The 16,592-nt window shown below is 67.1% G+C and carries 16 protein-coding genes; 15 read left to right on the plus strand and 1 reads right to left on the minus strand.

The window, feature by feature from the left end:
• The first annotated feature begins 56 nt into the window (after positions 1 to 56).
• From PST29_RS15610 to PST29_RS15680, 15 genes are all read left to right on the plus strand, one after another.
• Positions 57 to 809: a sugar transferase gene (locus PST29_RS15610; protein ID WP_060839341.1), complete on the plus strand. Its 753-nt coding sequence runs from the start codon at positions 57 to 59 to the stop codon at positions 807 to 809.
• Between the two features lies 1 nt (position 810).
• Positions 811 to 1,455, plus strand: a complete 645-nt coding sequence (locus tag PST29_RS15615; protein WP_060843615.1) for a CpsD/CapB family tyrosine-protein kinase — start codon at positions 811 to 813, stop codon at positions 1,453 to 1,455.
• Between the two features lie 22 nt (positions 1,456 to 1,477).
• Positions 1,478 to 2,497 carry a polysaccharide biosynthesis/export family protein gene (locus PST29_RS15620; RefSeq protein WP_060839343.1) on the plus strand — a complete coding sequence of 340 codons (1,020 nt, stop codon included), beginning with the start codon at positions 1,478 to 1,480 and terminating at the stop codon, positions 2,495 to 2,497.
• A gap of 11 nt (positions 2,498 to 2,508) precedes the next feature.
• Positions 2,509 to 4,101, plus strand: coding sequence for a GumC family protein (locus tag PST29_RS15625; RefSeq protein WP_060843616.1), 1,593 nt, complete (start codon positions 2,509 to 2,511; stop codon positions 4,099 to 4,101).
• Positions 4,098 to 5,213, plus strand: coding sequence for a glycosyltransferase family 4 protein (locus tag PST29_RS15630; protein WP_060843617.1), 1,116 nt, complete (start codon positions 4,098 to 4,100; stop codon positions 5,211 to 5,213). The genes PST29_RS15625 and PST29_RS15630 overlap by 4 nt, the downstream gene beginning before the upstream one ends.
• Entirely contained in the window at positions 5,210 to 6,568 is a 1,359-nt protein-coding gene (locus PST29_RS15635) for an O-antigen ligase family protein (RefSeq protein ID WP_060839346.1), read from the plus strand. The genes PST29_RS15630 and PST29_RS15635 overlap by 4 nt, the downstream gene beginning before the upstream one ends.
• A 58-nt stretch (positions 6,569 to 6,626) precedes the next feature.
• Positions 6,627 to 7,592, plus strand: a complete 966-nt coding sequence (locus tag PST29_RS15640; RefSeq protein ID WP_060843618.1) for a glycosyltransferase — start codon at positions 6,627 to 6,629, stop codon at positions 7,590 to 7,592.
• Positions 7,585 to 8,721: a glycosyltransferase family 2 protein gene (locus tag PST29_RS15645; RefSeq protein ID WP_060843619.1), complete on the plus strand. Its 1,137-nt coding sequence runs from the start codon at positions 7,585 to 7,587 to the stop codon at positions 8,719 to 8,721. The genes PST29_RS15640 and PST29_RS15645 overlap by 8 nt, the downstream gene beginning before the upstream one ends.
• A 1-nt stretch (position 8,722) precedes the next feature.
• A complete protein-coding gene (locus PST29_RS15650; protein ID WP_060843620.1) occupies positions 8,723 to 9,721 on the plus strand; it encodes a polysaccharide deacetylase family protein in 999 nt (332 codons plus the stop codon).
• Entirely contained in the window at positions 9,718 to 11,028 is a 1,311-nt protein-coding gene (locus PST29_RS15655) for a lipopolysaccharide biosynthesis protein (RefSeq protein WP_060843621.1), read from the plus strand. The genes PST29_RS15650 and PST29_RS15655 overlap by 4 nt, the downstream gene beginning before the upstream one ends.
• Positions 11,025 to 12,950 (plus strand): hypothetical protein, encoded by a 1,926-nt coding sequence (locus PST29_RS15660; RefSeq protein ID WP_060843622.1) that lies wholly within the window; start codon positions 11,025 to 11,027, stop codon positions 12,948 to 12,950. Before PST29_RS15655 ends, PST29_RS15660 begins: the two co-directional genes overlap by 4 nt.
• Positions 12,947 to 13,648, plus strand: a complete 702-nt coding sequence (locus PST29_RS15665; protein ID WP_060843623.1) for a GNAT family N-acetyltransferase — start codon at positions 12,947 to 12,949, stop codon at positions 13,646 to 13,648. The genes PST29_RS15660 and PST29_RS15665 overlap by 4 nt, the downstream gene beginning before the upstream one ends.
• On the plus strand, positions 13,645 to 14,769 hold the full coding sequence (locus tag PST29_RS15670) for a GNAT family N-acetyltransferase (RefSeq protein ID WP_060843624.1): 1,125 nt from the start codon (positions 13,645 to 13,647) through the stop codon (positions 14,767 to 14,769). Before PST29_RS15665 ends, PST29_RS15670 begins: the two co-directional genes overlap by 4 nt.
• Positions 14,766 to 15,545 carry a ChbG/HpnK family deacetylase gene (locus PST29_RS15675; RefSeq protein ID WP_060843625.1) on the plus strand — a complete coding sequence of 260 codons (780 nt, stop codon included), beginning with the start codon at positions 14,766 to 14,768 and terminating at the stop codon, positions 15,543 to 15,545. The genes PST29_RS15670 and PST29_RS15675 overlap by 4 nt, the downstream gene beginning before the upstream one ends.
• Positions 15,546 to 15,760: 215 nt before the next feature.
• Positions 15,761 to 16,024: a DUF2790 domain-containing protein gene (locus tag PST29_RS15680; protein WP_047304506.1), complete on the plus strand. Its 264-nt coding sequence runs from the start codon at positions 15,761 to 15,763 to the stop codon at positions 16,022 to 16,024.
• 54 nt (positions 16,025 to 16,078) lie between these two features.
• Here the strand turns inward: PST29_RS15680 and PST29_RS15685 are convergent, their stop codons facing one another.
• Positions 16,079 to 16,345 (minus strand): DUF1652 domain-containing protein, encoded by a 267-nt coding sequence (locus tag PST29_RS15685; RefSeq protein WP_060839354.1) that lies wholly within the window; start codon positions 16,343 to 16,345, stop codon positions 16,079 to 16,081.
• Positions 16,346 to 16,592 lie beyond the last annotated feature (247 nt).

A 16,592-nucleotide genomic window follows, 5' to 3' on the forward strand; every position in this document is an offset into this window, starting at 1 on the left:
GTCGGTGCCGCAGCGCCCTTTACCAACCCCTTGCAATGGAAGTACTCCCGGTGGATATGGAAAGACCCTTCTCATCGCCCGCAACCGAGGTGCCGGCACCGGCGCGCATCGACCGGCGCAACGACCCGTTTCGGCGCAAGGTCCAGGCCGCCATCGATCTGCAGCATCACGGCTGGATCAGTGGCCGCGAAGGTGGCCGGCCCTGGACCCTGTCGCGCAGCAAGCGCCTGACCTCGGCACTGCTGGCCGCCCTGCTGCTGGTGCTGCTGTCGCCGCTGCTGCTGGTGGTGGCGCTGGCGATCAAGCTCACCAGCCCGGGACCGGTGTTCTTCGTGCAGCTGCGCACCGGTTTTCGCGGCCGGCGCTTCGGCATGTACAAGTTCCGCACCATGGTGGTCAACGCCGAAGCCCTGAAGGACTCGGTGCGCCACCTGAACAAGCACGGCCCGGACTCGGTGGACTTCAAGATCGACCGCGACCCGCGGATCACCGGGATCGGCGGCTTCCTGCGGCGTACCAGCCTCGACGAGTTGCCGAACCTGATCAACGTGGTACTGGGCCAGATGCGCATCGTCGGCCCGCGCCCCACCTCGTTCCACGCCCAGACCTACAAGGAACACCACCTCGGGCGCCTGAGCATCTACCCCGGGATCACCGGCCTGTGGCAGGTCTCGGGCCGCAGCGATGTGGACTTCGACGGCCGGGTCACCCTGGACATGACGTACATCTTTCAGCAGAGCCCCTGGCTCGACCTGAAGATCCTGATCAAAACCCCTTTCAAGGTCCTCAATGGCCACGGAGCAAGTTGAAATGGCGGCAGCAACCCTAGCCAGTCTGAAGATCCAGCGTCCCAGCGAAAGCAACCTGGCGGTCACCGTGCTCGACCAGGAGCTGCGGGTGATCCTGCTGACGGCGGCCAACCGCAACAGCGGCATCACCACCAGCAGCCTGAGCATGGCCAGCGAACTGGCGCGCACCAGCCGCGGCCGGGTCCTGCTGGTGGACACCAGCCTTTCGGACAACAGCCTGACCCGGCGCCTGGACCTGGGCGAACGCCCCGGCTTTCTCGACCTGGCCCTGGCCGAAACCCCGCCGCTCCTGGCGCAGTGCATCGAAAGCAGCGATGAACTGGGCTTCGATTTCCTGCCCCTGGGCCGCCGCCAGCAATACGCCGAGCGCCTGACCCCGGAACTGCTGCAGGAACTGTTGCAGGCCCTGGCCGCGGACTATCGCTTCGTGATCATCGACGGCGACCCGGTGTACAGCAGCGGCGACATCCTCACCCTGAGCACCCAGGTGGACGGCGTGGTGCTGGTGGTGCGCAGCGAGGAAACCCGCTGGGAAGTGGCCCAGGCCGCGGCGCAGCGCCTGATCCAGGCCGAGGCGAAGCTGATCGGCAGCGTGTTCAACGCTCGCAAGTACTACATGCCCAAGTGGGTTTATGACCGTCTCTGACCGGCACAAGGACCGTGTAACCATGAACAAGCCAAGACTCTCCCTGCTGGGCCTGTCGCTGCTGGCGGCCCTGGGCGGCTGCGTCAACCGCGAGCCGCAGCAGATGCCGGTGCAGATCCTCAGCGCCCCGGCCGACCAGGCCCAGCTCACCGAGGTCATGCCCATCGAACAGGTGCTGCGCCCGCAGGACGTGCTGGACGTGATCTTCCACATCGGCACCACCAGCCAGCAGCGCTACCTCGTGCAGCCCGGCGACCAGGTGGACGTGAGCTTCCTCACCGCGCCGGAGCTGGGCGGCAGCAAGCTGGTGCTGCCCGACGGCAGCATCGACATGCCCTACGTGGGCAATATCCAGGTCGCCGGGCTGTCCGCCGAACAGGCGCGCCAGGCCCTGGAAACGCAGTACGCCAAGGTGCTGAAGAAGCCGCAGATCACCTTCTCGATCTCCCACGCCATGGCCCAGCTGGACAACCTGCGCACCAGCCTGACCAACCCGGCCACCGGCCTGAGCCGGGAGATCGTGGTCGGCTCCGACGGCCGCGCCAGCTTCCCGCTGCTGGGCAGCCTGTCGTTGCAGGGCAAGAGCCTCAGCGAGCTGCAGACCCTGATCAACCAGCGCTACGCCAAGGAAGTGGGCCAGGTCAGCGTCGACGTGCTGCTCAAGACCACCGCGGCCAACGAAGTGTTCGTCATGGGCGAAGTCGGCCAGCCCGGGGCCTATCCGGTGCGCCGGCCGATCTCGGTGCTCGAAGCCCTGACCCTGGCCAAGGGCGCCGGCCCCACCGCGCGCCTGGATTCGGTGGTGATCATGCGGCGCAAGGGCAATCAGGTCGAAGCCCGGGTGTATGACGCTGATGCGGCGCTGGACGGCAAGGCCCTGCAGTTCGCCTACCTGCAGCCGGACGACATGCTCTACGTGCCCAAGACCCGCCTGGCCAAGGCCGGGGCCCTGAGCAAGCAGCTGGCGGACGTGATCATGTTCCAGGGTGTCGGGTTCAGCTTCGGCTACCGCGTCGACAACAAAGAAACGAACAACAACTGAGTTCCCTCTTGATGACCAAGATCGAAAACTACCTGCACGAGTTCCTCCTCGTGTTCTTTGTCAATCGACGCCTGATCAAGCGGGTGTTCCTGGGTTTCGCGGTGATTGCGCTGTTGCTGCCGCTGGTGCTCAAGCAGAGCTTCGAGATCACCGCCGAGGTCATAGTGCAGTCCAAGAAACTGTCGCAGACCGACGCCAACACCGTGCTCACCCCGGACAGCGACAAGTTCATCCCGCCGTCCCTGGCGGACATGGAGACCGAGAGCAATATCCTGCGTTCGCCGACCCTGATCCGCACCACCATCGAGCAGCTGCGCGGCGAAGGTCAGTTCGGCGGCAACGAGGGCCTGTTGACCCGGCTGATCGTCAAGCCGATCCGCAATGGCCTGATCGACCCGCTGCGCAACCATGTGATCAACCCGCTGCGCGGCTTCTTAGGCCTGGCCGTGGACCCGGTGCGCGACACCAGCCTGGATGCCTTCACCGATCAGGCGGTCAAGGACCTGAAGATCGGCACCCTGCCCGGCTCCAACGTGATCTCCATCGTCTATGCCAGCCCCAATGCCGCCGAAGGCACGCGCTTTGTCGAGCGCCTGCTGGCCAACTACCTGAAAAACCGCCAGGACCTGCAATCCAACGAACTGCCCGAAGCCTTCTATGAACAGAAGAAGGCCCAGTACCAGTCGCGCCTGGATGACCTGGAAGGCAAGCGCCAGGCGCTGCTGGAAGCCGCGCACGCCTCCGATCCCAAGGAGGAGATCACCTTCCGCCTGAACGCCATCAACACCGAGGAGCAATCGCTCAACGGCTACCGCGACCAGGCCCTGGAGAACCAGCGCCGCCTGGACTACCTGCAGAAGAACCTGGCGGCGGCACGCAAGGCCGGCCTCACCGACTACACCTTCCCCTTCGCCTTCGCCAACACCGTGGACAACGTGGCCTACGAAGACCGCGAGATCAAGCAACTGGGCGAACAACTGACCAATCTGGTGAGCCAGTACGGCACCACCGCCGACACCTACCGCGCCGACAGCGTACCGATGCAGCAGCAGCGCGAGCAGATCGTGCGGGCCCGGGCGCAGTTCCTCAAGGTGGTGGAAAACCGGGTGCGCGAGCGCAGCAGCGACCTGCAGATCACCCAGTCGGTGATCGCGCAGAAAACCGCGCGGATCAACGACTACAAGGCGCGGGTCCGCGACCTGCAAGAGGTGCTGAGCAAGCTGCGCCAGCTGGACACCGAAATCGATGCCTTGCACAAGGCCTTCTTCACCTACACCCAGCGCTATGAAGAAAGCCGTGGCGAACGCCTGATCAGCGGCGAACTGTCCAACGCCCGGGTGCTCAGCCAGCCTTACGAACCCAGCGAAGCGGCGTTTCCCAAGCCGATGCTGATCATTCCCCTGGGCCTGCTCACCGGCCTGCTGCTGGCGATTGCCCTGGGGTATGTCTACGAGTTCTTCGATCACCGCTTCAAGCACCCGGCCCAGGTCAGCGACCACCTCGGCCTGCCGGTGCTGATGGTGCTCAATACGCCCCAGGAACAGCCGGTCAACCCCTTCCCGCGCTGGACCTGGCGCTGGGCCTGGCATTGGGCCAAGCAATGAGCGACCTGAGCATGGCGGCGCAACCGGTTGTGCACCTGATCCACAGCGGCGGCTTCTACGGCGCCGAACGCATGCTGCTGGATCATTGCCGGGTCACCCCGGGACGGCATCGGGTGGTGTTCATCAACGCTCCCGAGGCGCTGCTGCAGCGTTTTGCCCAGGACGGCGTGACTTGCCACAACTGTCGCTGCCTCAAGCAACTGCTGAGCCATCTGCGCCAGCAGCCGGGGCTGCTCAACGCCCACAACTTCAAGGCCCAGGTGTTCGCCTGGATCTGCGCCCGGCGCCTGGGCCTGCCCCTGGTGCTGACCCAGCACGGCTTCACCCCGCGCAGCCTGAAACAGAAGCTCTACACCTGGATCAGCCTGCGCCTGTGCCGCAGCCCACGGGTGCGCCGGGTGGCCTGCGTGGCCCAGAGCATTGCCCAGTTGCACCTGCAGGCCGGGGTGCCGGCGAGCAAACTGCAGGTGATCGCCAACGGCCTGCCGGAGCCGCAGCGTCCGGCGCCGGCGAGCAAGGAAGGTCCGCCGTTGCAGGAAGCCCTGATCCGCCGCGACGAGGCGGCGCCGCTGGTGGGGTTCGTCGGTCGCCTGAGTGCGGAAAAAGGCCCGGACCTGTTTCTCGACGCGCTGATCGGCCTGTGCCGGCAGCGCCCTGCGCTCAGGGCCGTGCTGCTGGGCGACGGTGAACAGAACCAGGCGCTGCGCCAGCGTATCGACGAGGCCGGGCTGACCCTGCGCATCCTGCTGCCGGGCTACCAGAACGACATGCAGCCCTGGCTCAAGCGCCTCAACGTGCTGGTGCTCAGCTCGCGCACCGAGGGCACGCCGATGATCCTGCTCGAAGCCATGCAGGCCGGCACCCCGGTGGTGGCCTTCGCCGTGGGCGGGATTCCCGATGTGCTGCAGCACCGGCAGAACGGCCTGCTGGCCAAGCCCCTGGACAGCGCCGACCTGGCCCGCTGCATCGGCCGCCTGCTGGATGACCCGGCCCTGGCCGGGGAGTTGGCCGAAGCCGCTCGCGTCACCCAGCGCAAGCACTACCACCTGCCGACCCTGGCGCGCCGCTGGGATGAGCTGTACCGCCTGGCCAGGGAGAGCGCCACGGTATGATCGCCGCTCCTGTTCTGGGCATTGTGCTGGGCCTGGCCAGCCTGTTGCTGCTGGCCAGTCCCTGGCCGTTTCTGGCACCGCTGACAGTACTCGGGCTGGTGGGCGTGGCCGTGCTCTATCGCCGTCCGGGCTGGGGCCTGCTGGGGATCTGTGCCCTGGTGCCGTTCGAAGGTTTGTTCAAGGACAGCCCGTTCTCCGCGGCCAAGCTGCTGGGGGCCTCGCTGATCCTGATCATGCTGTGCAAGCTGTTGCTGCGGCAGATTCCCGACACCCGCCTGCGCAGCAACCTGTGGCGGGCCCTGGGCCCCTTCCTGCTGTGCCTGCTGCTGAGCCTCATGTACAGCGAAAACCTGCTGGTGTCCCTGGACAGCCTGCGGGAGCTGGCGGTGGGCCTGGTGCTGTTCTTCGTCACCCTGCTGATCGCCCGGGAAACCCACCTGCTGATGCTCTGCCGCCTGCTGGCGCTGAGCGTGGCGACCACCTGCGTGATCGCCCTGGTGTCGGCCAAGTACCAGGTCGGCGGCCGGGCCATCGGCCTGTTGCAGGACGCCAACTACTTCGCCCTGCTGATTGCCATGGCGGTGCCGCCGGCGATCCTCCTGGCGCTGCGTTCGCCCTACTGGCCGGTGCGGCTGTTCTGGGTCGGCATCAGCCTGACCCTGATGGCCGGGATGACCAAGACCGACTCGCGCTCGGGGCTGTTGGTGGTGCTGTTCACCATTGCCATCGGCGTCTGGCACTACCGCGACCGGCTCAAGGGCCTGCGGCCCAAGCACCTGGGGTTTGCCATGTTCGCCGTGGCGATCCTGGTGCCCCTGGGGATCGCCGTGCTGCCGGCGCAGTACGTGGAGCGGATCCAGTCCCTGAGCATGCTCAAGTCCGGTTCGCACTCGGCGGACACCTCCCTGGGCCGACGCACCTCTTACCTGGTGGTGGGCGGCCAGATGATCCGCGAGAACCCGTTGCTGGGCTCGGGCCTGGGCACCTTCCCGATCCATTACGCACAGACCGGCTTCGCCAGCAGCTTCTCGGAAAACATGAACGAGCCGGACCTGTTCCGCCGCGCCCACAACACCTACCTGGAGCTGTTCAGCGAACTGGGGATTCCCGGCGGCCTGAGCTTCGTGGCGCTGATGCTCATGGGCCTGCGCAACTTCGAGCGGGCGCGCCAGGGCTTTCTCGCCCGGGGTCGACGCGAGCAGGCCGACATTGCCACCCACCTGGGCCTGAGCCTGTTGGCCATGGCGGTGTTCCTGCTGTTTCTCAGCGCCCCCAACCACAAGTACCTGTGGATCTTCCTGGCCCTGTCCAGCGTGCTGCGGCTGCAGGCCGAAGAGGCCCACGACCCGGCCTGAGAGCGCTGCACGCGCCCGGTCGGGCCCCAACAACACCATCTGGCCAAGGGAGGCAAAGATGCAAAGGATCAGCGTGATCGTGCCCATGTACAACGAGGCGCGTCACATCACCCGGACCCTGGACAGCGTGATCCTGGCGGCCAGGGTTGCTGCCGTCGATTACGAACTGATCGTGGTGGACAACGGTTCCACCGATCAGGGGCCGCAACGGGCCAGGGAACTGGGCGCGCGGGTGCTGTTGTGCCCGGGCATCGGTATCGGTGCCTTGCGCAATCGCGGCGCCGCCATGGCCACCGGCGATTGCCTGGCGTTCATCGACGCCGATATCGAAGTGCCCGCCAACTGGCTGCAGCTCTGGCGCCAGGTCCTGGCCGATAACCGCGCCGAAGTCCTGGCCCTGGATTGCGCCGCGCCGCGCTGCGCGCCCTGGTTCGCCCGGGCCTGGCAACGGCGCAGCCTGACCGCCGGCCGCCAGGCCCGGCAACGGCAATGGTTGCCCAGCGCCAACCTGTGCCTGCGCAGGATCTGGTTCGAACGGGTCGGCGGTTTCGACGAGCGCCTGCGCACCGGCGAAGACAAGGACCTCGGCCTGCGCCTGCACGCCGCCGGTGCCCGGCAGATCAGCCTGCCCGAGCCCCAGGTACTGCACTGGGGCTTTGAAGGCAGCTGGGGCGAATGGGCCGGCAAGGAACGCTGGCGCCAGGGCAGTCACGGGCAATTGCTCAAGGCCGCCGGGTTCAATCCGCGCCTGCTGCGCTTTCCCTTGCTGTGCCTGGCCTGCGCCCTGCTGAGCGGGGCGGCGCTGCTGGCCCTGGTCGCAGGTAGGCCGGTTGCGGCCGCCCTGTGCCTGCTGCTGGGCGCCCTGGCGCCGCTGCTGCTGGCCTTGCGCCAGGGCTGGCGCCACCGCGATCCGCTGTTCGTCCTGCAACTCTGGCTGCTGCACGGGGTGCGCCTGCACCTGGGTGCCGTGGCCCTGGTGCAGGGTCTTTTCAACCGTGCTGCCGTGAGACCTGACCGTGGCTAAGACTCTTTTCTGGCTGTGCCTGCTCCTGCCCTTCTATGCCTGGATCGGTTACCCGATGCTGCTGGGCCTGCTCAGCCTGTTCGTGCGACCGCGGCCGCAGCAGGAGGCGCTGCCGCTGTCGGTCAGCGTGATCATCGCCGCCCACAACGAAGGCCCGCACATCGAACACAAGCTGCGCACCCTGCTGCAGCAGGACTACCCGGCCAGCGACCTGCAGATCATCCTCGCCAGCGACGGCTCCAGCGACGACACCGTGGCCACCGCGTTGAGCGTGCGCGATTCGCGGATCGTGGTCCTGGACCTGCCGCGGGTGGGCAAGGCCGGGGCCCTGAACACCGCGGTGGAACTGGCGCGCAACGACATCCTGGTGTTCACCGACGCCGACAACCAATGGTCCGACGACACCCTGGGCAAGCTCCTGGCGCCCCTGGCCGATCCCCAGGTCGGCGCCTGCGGCGGGCACATGATCATCCCCAACCCGGGGCACAACCTGAGCCTGGGCGACAGCCTGTACCGGCACTACGAGGCCTGGTTGCGTCAGGCCGAGAACCGCACCGGCTGCATGGTTTCCGCCGACGGCGCGCTGCTGGCCCTGCGCCGCGAGCTGTTCCAGCGCATTCCCGCCGAGGTCAACGATGACTTCTTCATCAGCACCTGCGCCCCGGTGGCGGGCAAGCGCATCGTCTATGTGGAGCAGGCCCAGGTCCTGGACCAGGGCGTGGACGACGCCGGCAAGCAGTATCGGCGGCGCCTGCGGGTCACGGTCGGCGGCCTGCAGAGCCTGGCCCAGCGCCGTGAGCTGATGAACCCGCTGCGCCACGGCGCCTACGCCATCGCCCTGATCAGCCACAAGCTGATCCGCCGCCTGGCCCCGGTGCTGTTGCTGCCCTTGCTGCTGAGCAACCTGTGGCTGTGGAACGCCGGCCCCTTCTACAGCCTGTGCCTGCTGGCCCAGTTGCTCGGCTACGGCGCCGGGCTGCTGGGGCTGCTGGACCGTCGCGGGCGCTTGCCCAAGGTGTTTCGTCTCGCCGGCTTCGTGCTGGTGACCCTGGCCGGCATGAGCGTGGGCCTCTGGCAGTTTCTCCGCGGGCGGCGCTATGCCCTGTGGAACCCACAACAGAATCGCTGACATGAACCTCAAACAATCCCTCAAGCGCCTGCTCGGCAGCGCCTTCCTGCACAGCTTGGCCCGGGTGCGCCTGAGCGACGCCGGGGTGGTGCTGATGCTGCACCGGGTGCTGGCCGACGACAGCGCCGCCAGCCTGCCCCATCGCGCCCCGCTGTGCGTTGGCCAGCAACACTTCGAGCAGTTGCTGCGCTGGCTGCGGCGGCACTTCGACTGCGTGCCCCTGGAGCACCTGCTGGAGTTTCCCGGGGGCGCGCGGCCCCGGCTGGCCCTGACCTTCGACGACGGCTGGCGCGACAACGCCGAGGTCGCCTACCCGCTGCTGGAGCGCTACGAGATGCCGGCGAGCATCTTCCTGTCCACCGACTTCATCGGCAGCCGCCAGGGCTTCTGGTGGGAGTCCATCGGCGAAACCCTGTGGCAGCAGGCCGACAGCACCGCGGCCCGGCCGCTGCTGGCCCAATTGCGGGCGCTGGCCCTGACGCCGCCCGCCGAACTGTTGCAACCGGGCACCGGCCACGCCCGCAGCCGGCTCCTGGGCGAGTACCTGCAACGCCTCAAGGGGCTGGCCCCGCACAGTCTGCAGGCCCTGGCCGACAGCTGCCCGGACGACCATGCGCCCCACAGCCTGGACTGGGCCCAGGTCAAGCACCTGGAACGTTCGGCGCTGGTGCGCTTCGGTCCCCACGGCGCCAGCCACGGGATTCTCACCCAGCTTGACGGCCCGGCACTGCGCGCCGACCTGCAACGCTCCCACGCCGCCCTGCAGGATCATTGCCAGGCGCCGCTGGGGGTGTACTGCTACCCCAACGGCGATCACAACCCCGAGGTGCGCGCCGCGGTGGCCGAGCTGGGCTACCGCTACGCCCTGGGCACCCGCCCGGGGCTGATCGAGGCCGAGGGCAATCCGTGGCTGGCCCTGCCACGCATCGACGTCAGCCAGGCCAGCGCCGCGCGCCCGGGGTTGCTGGCCTGGCGCCTGCTGCAGGGGGCCCGGGCATGAAGCGCGGCGGCTACCTCTGGCACCTGGCCCTGAGCATGGGCACGCGGCTGGCGATGATCGGCCTGCGCCTGCTGCGCAACGTGTTGCTGGCGCGCCTGCTGGGCCCCGCCGATCGTGGCCTGTTCGCCCTGCTCAGCACCCTGCCGGACCTGATCGCGGCCCTGACCAGCGGCGGCCTGAACACCGCCGTCGGCTATGAAGCGGCGCGCCAGCGCCCCATGGGCCTGCTGCTGACCCAGGTGCTGGTCTACGGCTGCCTGTTGGCCAGCCTGCTGACCCTGGCCGGGCTGGCGCTGCTGAACACCTGGGGCAGCGGCTGGGAACTGAGCCTGCAACTGGGCGATCTGGCGTGGCTGTTGTTGCTGGCGGTGCCGATCACCGTGCTCAAGAGCGGTCTCTTGACCCTGCACAACGCCGACGGTCGGGTCGAGGCCTTCAATGCCCTGCGCCTGCTGGAATCCCTGGTGCCGTTGCTGTTGTTTGTCGGCCTGTGGTGGATCTGGCGCGACCAGCCCCTGTCGGCGGCCCTGGTCAGCTGGCTGGGCGGCACCCTGCTGGTGGTGGTGGTCGGCTGGTGCTGGCTGCGCCGCTGGCATGACCTGCGCCTGCGCTGGCAGGCCGGTGAACAAGGCAAGCTGCTGCGCTACAGCGCCCAGAGTCACCCGGGGGTGTTGTCGCAACAGTTGATGCTGCGCTCGGACTACCTGTTCATCGGCGCCCTGCTGGACCCCGCTGCGCTGGGCTGGTACGCCATGGCCAGCGCGGCTGCCGAGCTGCTGCTGATCATTCCCGAGGCGGTGACCACGCCGCTGATGAAACGCCTGCTGCAGCAAGGTGCGGGCATCGAAGAACTGACGGCCCTGGCCTTGCGCCTGACCGCCACGGTGATGCTCGGCGCCTGCCTGGGCATGGCGCTGATCGGCCAGTGGCTGATCGTCACCCTGTTCGGCGCCGCCTATGCCCCGGCCTATGACGCCCTGCTGGCCCTGCTGCCGGGGCTGTTCGGCCTGTGCTACGCGAGCATCCTGCGCCTGGACCTGTTGGGCAAACAGCGCCCCGGCACGCTGTCGCTGCTGCTGGCCGGTGGGGCCCTGCTGAACCTGGCCCTCAACGCGCTGCTGATCCCGCCATTGGGCATCGTCGGCGCCGGGCTGGCCTCGTCCATCGCCTATCTCGCGGTCAGCCTGGCCATGCTCGGCCTGTATTGCCGCCTCAGTGGTGTGGCCTGGTACCGCACCCTGATCCTGTTACCTGGAGACATTGTTTACGTGCGCCAGTTACTGCGCCCTAAGGAAAAGGCCCAATGAAACCCTGCTCCCTGCTCGCCGTGCTGCTGATCTCGGCGGCCGGCTCGCTGCACGCGGCCCCCCTGCAATGGGGCGATATCCGCGATGGCAGCCTCTACCTGCAAGCCAACGCCGACGACACCCTGAACCTGCGCTGGAGCCCGGCCTGGCAAAGCGACGCCAACCAGGAGCAGCTGTACCTGTTGCGCCCGGATGGCCAACTGCTGCAACAACTGGACATCCGCGCCGACCAGCCCTACGGCCAACGGGAAATCCAGCTGCCGGCGGCGCCGGGCGACTATCGCCTGCAAGTGCCGGGCTACAGTTTTCGCAACTTCAAGGTCAGCCACGACAGTGCAACCCTGGCGCAGTTCGAACCGGCCAAGGTGCACTTCAGCGCCGACGTGCCAAGCGGCGTGGAACTTTACTTTCGCCTGCCCGCCGGGGCACAGGCGGTGCTGGCCGGCAAGTATTACGGCGGCGTCAGCGTGCTGCAGGCCACGCGCCTGAGTGACAACCAGGTGCTGCACCTGAAGCTGGAGGAACACTCGCAGTACGGCCAATTCGACCAGATGGCCCTGCCATCGGCCCAGCAGGATGAGGTCTGGCGCCTGTCCCTGGGCGGTTCCGGCAAGGCCGCTTTCTGGCTCGACGGCACGGCCAACCTGTTCGCCCAGGACCTGCGCCAGTTGCACCCACTGCAATGGACCCCGGGGCGGGTCGAACTGGACCTCAAGCCGCAGATGCGTGGTCCCAGCCCGCACCTGGGGATCGCCCTGCCCTATGCCGAACCGCCATCGTCGACCTTCGAGCTGCTGCGCGCCCTGGGGCCGCGGGCTGCCAACTTCTACAGCTTCGTCGATGTGATCCAGCAAGAACCCCAGCGGGAAATCACCTTTCGCCGGCTGTACCGCGAAGACTTCAAGATCGAGCGCGACATCACCTTGCTGGCCGGCACCGGCCGCCGGGCCGTGCTGGACGCCGACAGCGCCACCCTGGCCGGGCTCGACGCCTGGCTGGCGGACAGCGTGCGCCTGGGCAACCAGGGCCTGCATTACCTGGCCTTTGCCGACGAACCCAACCTCAACTTCCCCAGCTACGCAGCGTTTGCCGCCTATTTTGCGCAGATGCTGGAACACACCAAGGCCAACTCCGACGCCCGCGCCGCCGGAGTGCGCATTGCCATGCCGGTGAGTTCACGACTGCTGGACGGTCCCTTTCGCATTGGCGCCGGGCAACGCCGGGGCATCGACTGGGCCCGGCAATTGCTGGCCGAACACGGTGCCGACATCGATGCCCTGGCCTGGCACGAATGGATGGTCCGCGACCTGCTGGCCACCCGTCGCTATCGCACCAGCGTGCGCGCCGCCGCCGATCTGGTGGGGCTCGATGAGCAGGGCCGGCCACGCAAGGCGCTGTTGCTGAGCCAGACCAACATCTCCAGTGGCCCGGACCTGAGCCCCTATCAGCAGGACACCCACTACGCCGCCCTGTGGTGGACCTCGGTGGTGATCAACGCCTCCCAGGACGGCCTGCTGGACATGCTCAACTGGTTCCAGGCCGCCGACGAACCCGACTACCCCAAGGGCATGCTGTCCCAGCAGGATGCCCAGCGCTTCAGCCTGAAGCCGGTGGCCGTGGCCCAGCAGTTCATCCGGCAGCATTGGCTGGGCCAGGTCCAGGCCCTGGACAACCCCTCCTTTGAGGTGGATGCCCTGGCCCTGCGCGACGGTCAGCGCCACAGCCTGCTGGGGGTGGCCAAGACGCCGCGCACGCAAAACGTCGAACTGGGCGACGCCACCATCTGCCAAGCGAGCCCCACCCTCGAACTGCTGGGCGCCGATGGCCGCAGCCGTCACACCGAGCTGCACTGCAGCGATGGCCGGGCCAGCTTCCAGCTGCCCGGTGAAACCCTGTTTGCCTTGACCTGGAACACCCTATGAGTCGCTTGACCGGCCTGCTGGCCAAAATCCGCCGCAAGGGCCTGCGGGGCAGCCTGCGGGTATTGCGTGAACGCTTCTTCTATTACCACTGGGAGCTGCTGACCCTGGAACGGACCCTGGCCCTGCCGGTGCCCTGCCCCATCAGCCCTCAGCGCTGGCCCCAGGTGCCCATCACCCGGGAGCTGCTGCCGGCCTTCGACAAGTACTTCAAGGCCCAGTTGCCGGCGATTCGCGGCCTGCTGGACAAGGGCAGTCGCGGCAGCGCGCACCTGGATGAAGACGGCAACGTGATGATGATGGTCTGGGTCAGCGAGCGCGATTACTACGACGACCAGCTGTACCGCTGCTGGATGCGCATGCCCCCCGGCTGCCTGTACCAGTTCGCCGGTGAGTGCGCGCCGCCCTTTCGCGGCTCCGGGGTGGTGATCCTGGCGCAGAAGATGCTCTGGGACGAGTACCGCGAACGGGGCTTCAAGGCCACCCGGGCCCTGGTCAACGTGCGCAACGAGCCGGCGCTGAAGATGCACATGCGCCTGGGCTTCCAGGAAGTCGGCGAATCCCTGCATGTGCATTGCCTGTTGCGCTGCCTGCACTGGCATCGCCGCCGGCCCTATCACCAGCCCCGCCTGCAGCACTTGCGCCGCGGTCGCCTGGCCCAGGCCCCGGCCATCACTGACCATGACAAGGAGCGTTCGTGAATCTGCGTTGGCAATGGTGCGCCAGCCTGGGCGCGCAAGACTTCCCCGCCGGGGCCTATGAACAACTGCGCCAGCAGGTCGAGGGGGCAACGCCGTTCAATCGCCTGAGTTGGCTGCGGGGCGCGGAACAGGCGTTGCGACAGCAGCAGTTGCAGATTCTCCTGGGCTGGCAGGGCGAGCAGTTGCTGCTGTGCCTGCCGCTGATCCGTGGCCGCGAATCCCGGGCCGGACTGAGGCTGCAGGTGGTGCGCCACCTGGGTCATCCCCTGAGCGACCGCCTGGCACTGCTGGTGGCCGAGGCCGGCCGTCCGGCCATGGCCGAGGCGCTCAGGCAGATCCGCCGGCAACTGCCCCACGACCTGCTGCAACTGCATGAGCTGGTGGACGCCGACCGCCTGCTGGCGCCCTGGTGCCGGGCCAGCGGCTACAGCCAGTCGTCACTGAGCTGTCGCGTGCCGGAGCACCTGATCGTTGCCGCCGACGGCGAAGAACCCAGCGGCCCCCTGCGCTACGAACTGCGCCGGGGCCGCAAGCGCTGCGCGGAAATCGACGCCCGGGTGGTTCGCCTGGACCCCGGGGCCGACGACATCGATCCACTGCTGGAGCGCCTGCGCGAAGTGGAGCAAGCCAGCTGGAAAGGCGCCGACGGCCTGGGGATCTTCTCCGGGCCTGAGCGCCAGCAATGGATGGGCACCGCGTTGCGCGGACTGGCCGCCGAAGGCTGCGTGCGGGTGGTGATGCTGGAGCACCAGGGGCGCTGCATCAGCTATCGCCTGGGCCTGCTGGAGCGCGGGCGCCTGTATGACTACAACATCGCCTTCCTCGCCGAGTACGCCAATCTGGGCAGTGGCCGGCTGCTGCTGGACGAGTGGATTCGCTGGGGGCTGGATGCCGGCTGGCAGTGGGTGGACGCCTCCCGGGTCAGCCTCAGTCGCTCCAGCCATCAACTGCACGAACGCATGAGCGGCCTGGTGTTGCAGCAGCGCTGGAGCTTCTATTCCTGGCGCCCCCGGGGCTTGTTGCTGGGGCTCGCCGAACGCCTCTGGCTGCTGCTCAAACCGCGCCTCAAGGCCTGGCGCGAACGCCGCCAGGCCGATACCGCACAAGGAACCCGTCGATGAAACAGACCCTCAGTGCGACCCGGGCAAACCGGGTCATCGTCAACGCCGACGATTTCGGCCTCGATCCGGACTACAACCAACTGACCCTGGAAGCCTTCAAGCGCGGGGTGATCAGCTCGGCGACCCTGATGGCCAACATGCCGGCCTTCGAGGACGCCTGTCGCCTGAGCCATGAACACGGGTTGCTGGGACGCATCGGCCTGCACTTCAACCTGACCTATGGCGCGCCCCTGAGCCAGGACATTGCCCGCCAGCCGCTGTTGTGCAATGCACGGGGGCAATTCGAGCTGAGCCTGCCGCGCTCGGCCCTGCGCCTGTCGAAGGCCGCGACCGATGCGGTATGGCAGGAACTGCAGGCGCAGTGGCAACGCTGCCTCGACCAGGGCCTGCGGCCCAGCCATATCGACTCGCACCAGCATGTACACAACCTGTGGCCAGTGGCGCCAATCGTCGCCCGCTTCGCCGCCCGGCAGGGGGTTCCTGTGCGCCTGGCGCGCAATGTCGGTGGCAATATCGGTCCGCTCAAGCGGATGTTCAAAAGCGCCTTGAACCGGCGCATCGCCTGGCTGGCGGGAGGCACGGTGCGTTGGGTGTGCACGCCCAGGGACTTGCTGGAGGGCTTTTGCCCGGCCGGCGTGGTGGAGGTGGTGGCTCACCCGACCCGCTTGGCCGACGGTGATTTCGGCGACGACTACCTGCCAGCCGGGCAATCCCTGGAGCAGTTGCTGAACCGCGCCCTGCCCCGGCATCAACGGATCGCCTACAGCGAACTGTGAAGCCGGGCCGGGCGTGGCGCGAAAGCCGTCGATCGCCGGGCGGTATATAGGACGGGAACGAAATATTTCAAAATCTATCAAAAGACTCTTAATGATAGATTAATCCTAAATAAGCACTCTGTTTCGGAGCGCACTGGCCCGGAACGCTTTTAGGGCTTCGTGCAGCGGGTTCAGCCCTCGGGCTGAACCGTCACTGTCTGTAATGGAGAACCACTATGAACACACGCAAGCGCTTTGCCCTGGCCGCCTTGGCCCTGTGCGGATTCACCGGCCTGGCCCAGGCCTCGGATGTCAACGTTGAAGTCGTGCCCTATCAGTACGGCATGCGCCTGGACGTCGCCAAGGTCATCTCGATGACCGAGCCGCCGACCAGTCGCTGCGAGGTGGTGACCGCCAATATGCGCTACATCAACAAGGCGGGAGAACTGGCGGAAATCTCCTACCAGAAGCACGCCCACGCCTGCATGTACGAAAACTGATGCGGCGTGCCGCCCAAGGGACCCGCCAAGGTGAGCGTTGTCAGGGGACCGCGCTCAATGGGCCCTGCGCTTGAGACCAGGCAGCCCGCCCGGGGCATTGGCCAGGTCGTAGCGCAATTCGGCGATCAGTTCGTTGATTTCCCGGCAGCCATTGAGCTGCGCAGCGTCGATGCCGCTGACCACCAGCTCGACCCGGTCGGTTTCATGGTCGCCATAGACCTTGACCGTCATCGACAGGTCCGGGCTCAGGGTGCATTGGCAGCGTTTGGGCAGAAAGCTGCTCTCAATGATGTTGCGCAGTTCCAGGGCAGATAAAAACATGCTGACGCTCTCCATCTATTCAACACGACCAGTCAATGGGCGAGTCCCTGCTGGTCGCGACATCCGTGTTCGTTAGCGATCCTGGCTCAGGTCCGTTTTGTCCTAACAGACGAAGCCAGGTTACAGAGTAGGCCGCTTTGGCGACCTTGCTAAATTCGATTTCGCTCTCAGTACCGGGGGTTTCGACTTTAAGCCGGCCATGGCAGGCGGTTGCGCGGCGGGTTTGTCGCCCCGCAGAATGCCTGGG

The organism is Pseudomonas sp. St29 (assembly GCF_001547915.1).
Taxonomy (GTDB): domain Bacteria; phylum Pseudomonadota; class Gammaproteobacteria; order Pseudomonadales; family Pseudomonadaceae; genus Aquipseudomonas.

Coding starts and splice junctions, on each gene's coding strand:
- PST29_RS15650 (WP_060843620.1), top strand. CDS start 8,723: ATGAACCTCAAACAATCCCTCAAGCGCCTGCTCGGCAGCGCCTTCCTG.
- PST29_RS15630 (WP_060843617.1), top strand. CDS start 4,098: ATGAGCGACCTGAGCATGGCGGCGCAACCGGTTGTGCACCTGATCCAC.
- PST29_RS15655 (WP_060843621.1), top strand. CDS start 9,718: ATGAAGCGCGGCGGCTACCTCTGGCACCTGGCCCTGAGCATGGGCACG.
- PST29_RS15660 (WP_060843622.1), top strand. CDS start 11,025: ATGAAACCCTGCTCCCTGCTCGCCGTGCTGCTGATCTCGGCGGCCGGC.
- PST29_RS15675 (WP_060843625.1), top strand. CDS start 14,766: ATGAAACAGACCCTCAGTGCGACCCGGGCAAACCGGGTCATCGTCAAC.
- PST29_RS15640 (WP_060843618.1), top strand. CDS start 6,627: ATGCAAAGGATCAGCGTGATCGTGCCCATGTACAACGAGGCGCGTCAC.
- PST29_RS15665 (WP_060843623.1), top strand. CDS start 12,947: ATGAGTCGCTTGACCGGCCTGCTGGCCAAAATCCGCCGCAAGGGCCTG.
- PST29_RS15620 (WP_060839343.1), top strand. CDS start 1,478: ATGAACAAGCCAAGACTCTCCCTGCTGGGCCTGTCGCTGCTGGCGGCC.
- PST29_RS15685 (WP_060839354.1), bottom strand. CDS start 16,345: ATGTTTTTATCTGCCCTGGAACTGCGCAACATCATTGAGAGCAGCTTT.
- PST29_RS15635 (WP_060839346.1), top strand. CDS start 5,210: ATGATCGCCGCTCCTGTTCTGGGCATTGTGCTGGGCCTGGCCAGCCTG.
- PST29_RS15615 (WP_060843615.1), top strand. CDS start 811: ATGGCGGCAGCAACCCTAGCCAGTCTGAAGATCCAGCGTCCCAGCGAA.
- PST29_RS15610 (WP_060839341.1), top strand. CDS start 57: ATGGAAAGACCCTTCTCATCGCCCGCAACCGAGGTGCCGGCACCGGCG.
- PST29_RS15625 (WP_060843616.1), top strand. CDS start 2,509: ATGACCAAGATCGAAAACTACCTGCACGAGTTCCTCCTCGTGTTCTTT.
- PST29_RS15680 (WP_047304506.1), top strand. CDS start 15,761: ATGAACACACGCAAGCGCTTTGCCCTGGCCGCCTTGGCCCTGTGCGGA.